We start from the raw sequence: 3,446 nt of genomic DNA on the forward strand, positions 1-3,446 counted from the left end.
TTTGGTTGGCCTTTCACCCCTAACCACAAGTCATCGGAGCCTTTTTCAACAGGCACCCGTTCGGTCCTCCAGTGCATGTTACTGCACCTTCAACCTGCTCATGGCTAGATCACCGGGTTTCGGGTCTATTGCTACGAACTGAACGCCCTATTCAGACTCGCTTTCGCTGCGCCTACACCTATCGGCTTAAGCTTGCTCGCAACAATAAGTCGCTGACCCATTATACAAAAGGTACGCAGTCAGGCTTTCGCCCTCCTACTGTTTGTAGGCATCCGGTTTCAGGAACTGTTTCACTCCCCTCGTCGGGGTGCTTTTCACCTTTCCCTCACGGTACTTGTTCGCTATCGGTCGCTAAGGAGTACTTAGGCTTGGAGAGTGGTCTCCCCATGTTCAGACAGGATTGCACGTGTCCCGCCCTACTCAAGGCTCGTGATCTTCGAAATCCGTACGGGGCTTTCACCCACTCAGGCCGACTGTTCCAAGTCGTTCCGGTTAAAAAATCACAAGCACTGGCCTGGTCCGCGTTCGCTCGCCACTACTAACGGAGTCTCGTTGATGTCCTTTCCTCCGGGTACTTAGATGTTTCAGTTCCCCGGGTTTGCTTCAAACCCCATGACAGAGTTTGATACCTCCATATGACCCCTATTAGTCCAAAAGGACGCTTGCGCATCACGTTTCACCCCACCTGTGCGGCAGGACAAAACCCTTTGGAATAATAGAGGTCGAAGGTGGGTTGCCCCATTCGGAAATTCTCGGATCAAAGCTCGTTCGCAGCTCCCCAAGACTTATCGCAGCGTACCACGTCCTTCATCGCCTCTTAGCGCCAAGGCATCCACCGAATGCCCTTTTGACACTTGATTGCTCTCATTATCGACGTCCACCCGCTTCATCCCCTCGGCAGAGGCGAAGCCGGCTGTTCCGAAGAACCAGACGACGATCGAAAAGACCATTTCTTGCTTCGAACGCACCCGAGAACACCCAGTCTTACAGATTTCTCTGCAAGCCGTGTTCACTGTGACAATCGCTCCAGCAGCGCGTTGATAGACATATTGGCATATGCCCTACCCTGCCGGATCGGATGCGTTTCCTCTTCACAATGTTAGATAACCCGCCAGACGTTCTCAGAAAGAACGCCAAAGCGAAACTGTCAGACCTTAAGGACGATGATATCGGGATCAGACCGTCTGGTGGAGCCAGACGGGATCGAACCGACGACCTCATGCTTGCAAAGCACGCGCTCTCCCAACTGAGCTATGGCCCCCAACCAAATGCAAAGCATTTGGTTGTAACCGCGACAGGCCATTTGCGCAGCAAATGACCGAAAGCGCAGCACTCAGCGACATTAGGCGGCGTAACAAGAATGGTGGGCCTGGGAGGACTTGAACCTCCGACCTCACGCTTATCAAGCGCGCGCTCTAACCAACTGAGCTACAAGCCCGAGCTGTTGGATCAATCCCCAAGGGATCGAAAGAGCAACAGGGCTCGTCCTTAAAGTGGAAGAAAGAGAGACGAAGACGGCGGGAAGTCCCGCTCATGATGCCGGTCGACGGACCGGCGTGATCTAAGAGCTTCAATAGATTGGCGAGCCAACCTGGAGAAGCATCCTTAGAAAGGAGGTGATCCAGCCGCAGGTTCCCCTACGGCTACCTTGTTACGACTTCACCCCAGTCGCTGACCCTACCGTGGTCGTCTGCCTCCTTGCGGTTAGCGAAACGCCTTCGGGTAAAGCCAACTCCCATGGTGTGACGGGCGGTGTGTACAAGGCCCGGGAACGTATTCACCGCAGCGTTCTGATCTGCGATTACTAGCGATTCCACCTTCATGCACTCGAGTTGCAGAGTACAATCCGAACTGAGACGGTTTTTTGAGATTTGCTAGAGGTCGCCCTTTCGCTTCCCATTGTCACCGCCATTGTAGCACGTGTGTAGCCCAGCCTGTAAGGGCCATGAGGACTTGACGTCATCCACACCTTCCTCTCGGCTTATCACCGGCAGTCTCCCTAGAGTGCCCAACTTAATGATGGCAACTAAGGACGTGGGTTGCGCTCGTTGCGGGACTTAACCCAACATCTCACGACACGAGCTGACGACAGCCATGCAGCACCTGTGTTCTCGGCTCCGAAGAGAAGATAACATCTCTGCTATCCGTCCAAGACATGTCAAAAGCTGGTAAGGTTCTGCGCGTTGCTTCGAATTAAACCACATGCTCCACCGCTTGTGCGGGCCCCCGTCAATTCCTTTGAGTTTTAATCTTGCGACCGTACTCCCCAGGCGGGATGCTTAAAGCGTTAGCTGCGCCACTAAGCAGCAAGCTGCCTAACGGCTAGCATCCATCGTTTACGGCGTGGACTACCAGGGTATCTAATCCTGTTTGCTCCCCACGCTTTCGCACCTCAGCGTCAGTATCGAGCCAGTGAGCCGCCTTCGCCACTGGTGTTCTTGCGAATATCTACGAATTTCACCTCTACACTCGCAGTTCCACTCACCTCTCTCGAACTCAAGATCTCCAGTATCAAAGGCAGTTCCGAAGTTGAGCTCCGGCATTTCACCCCTGACTTAAAGATCCGCCTACGTGCGCTTTACGCCCAGTAAATCCGAACAACGCTAGCCCCCTTCGTATTACCGCGGCTGCTGGCACGAAGTTAGCCGGGGCTTCTTCTCCCACTACCGTCATTATCGTCGTGGGTGAAAGAGCTTTACAACCCTAGGGCCGTCATCACTCACGCGGCATGGCTGGATCAGGCTTGCGCCCATTGTCCAATATTCCCCACTGCTGCCTCCCGTAGGAGTTTGGGCCGTGTCTCAGTCCCAATGTGGCTGATCATCCTCTCAGACCAGCTACCGATCGTCGCCTTGGTGAGCCATTACCTCACCAACTAGCTAATCGGACGCGGGCCACTCCTTCGGCGATAAATCTTTCCCTCGAAAGGCTTATCCGGTATTAGCTCAAGTTTCCCTGAGTTGTTCCGAACCAAAGGGCATGTTCCCACGTGTTCCTCACCCGTCTGCCACTGACATATTGCTATGCCCGTTCGACTTGCATGTGTTAGGCCTGCCGCCAGCGTTCGTTCTGAGCCAGGATCAAACTCTCAAGTTGTATGAGAACTTCGAACCCGACTAAGTCACTGTCATAAAACAGGTACAGGCAATGCCCATACCTTTTCGACGAGTCCCAAGCACATCCGATCCCCCAAGCTTCTCAGCTCAAAAAAGATCGCGATGAACTTAAGATACGTGACCGTCGGTTTGTTCCTCATGATAGACCCAAGTTTCCCCAGATCCCGCAAGGACTTCCGCCGTCCACGTTTCTCTTTCTTCCGATGCAATTGTCAAACAGCAGGGGCAAAGAAACTAGGCTAAACACCCGAAAGCGTCAACCTACCCTAAACCCGAAAACGTCCCCACCCGGCGACCTAGCCGGCCAAACCACGAAGGTCTAGAGAAGAC

Annotated in this window: 2 tRNA genes and 2 rRNA genes (1 of these 4 cut by a window edge); all 4 read right to left on the minus strand. The window is 53.6% G+C overall.

Annotated features, from left to right (window positions below):
* Positions 1-860: ribosomal RNA gene (locus CFB24_RS21945) — 23S ribosomal RNA — on the minus strand; it reaches 1,967 nt to the left of the window's first position.
* A gap of 325 nt (positions 861-1,185) precedes the next feature.
* Positions 1,186-1,261 (minus strand) — tRNA-Ala (locus CFB24_RS21950).
* A gap of 100 nt (positions 1,262-1,361) precedes the next feature.
* A tRNA-Ile gene (locus CFB24_RS21955) sits at positions 1,362-1,438 on the minus strand.
* Positions 1,439-1,609: 171 nt separating this feature from the next.
* Positions 1,610-3,096: ribosomal RNA gene (locus CFB24_RS21960) — 16S ribosomal RNA — on the minus strand.
* Together the 16S and 23S rRNA genes with 2 tRNA genes alongside form the textbook arrangement of a ribosomal RNA operon.
* Positions 3,097-3,446: the final 350 nt, after the last annotated feature.

Origin of the sequence: Rhodoblastus acidophilus, assembly GCF_900187365.1 — a bacterium.
GTDB classification, from domain to species: domain Bacteria; phylum Pseudomonadota; class Alphaproteobacteria; order Rhizobiales; family Beijerinckiaceae; genus Rhodoblastus; species Rhodoblastus acidophilus.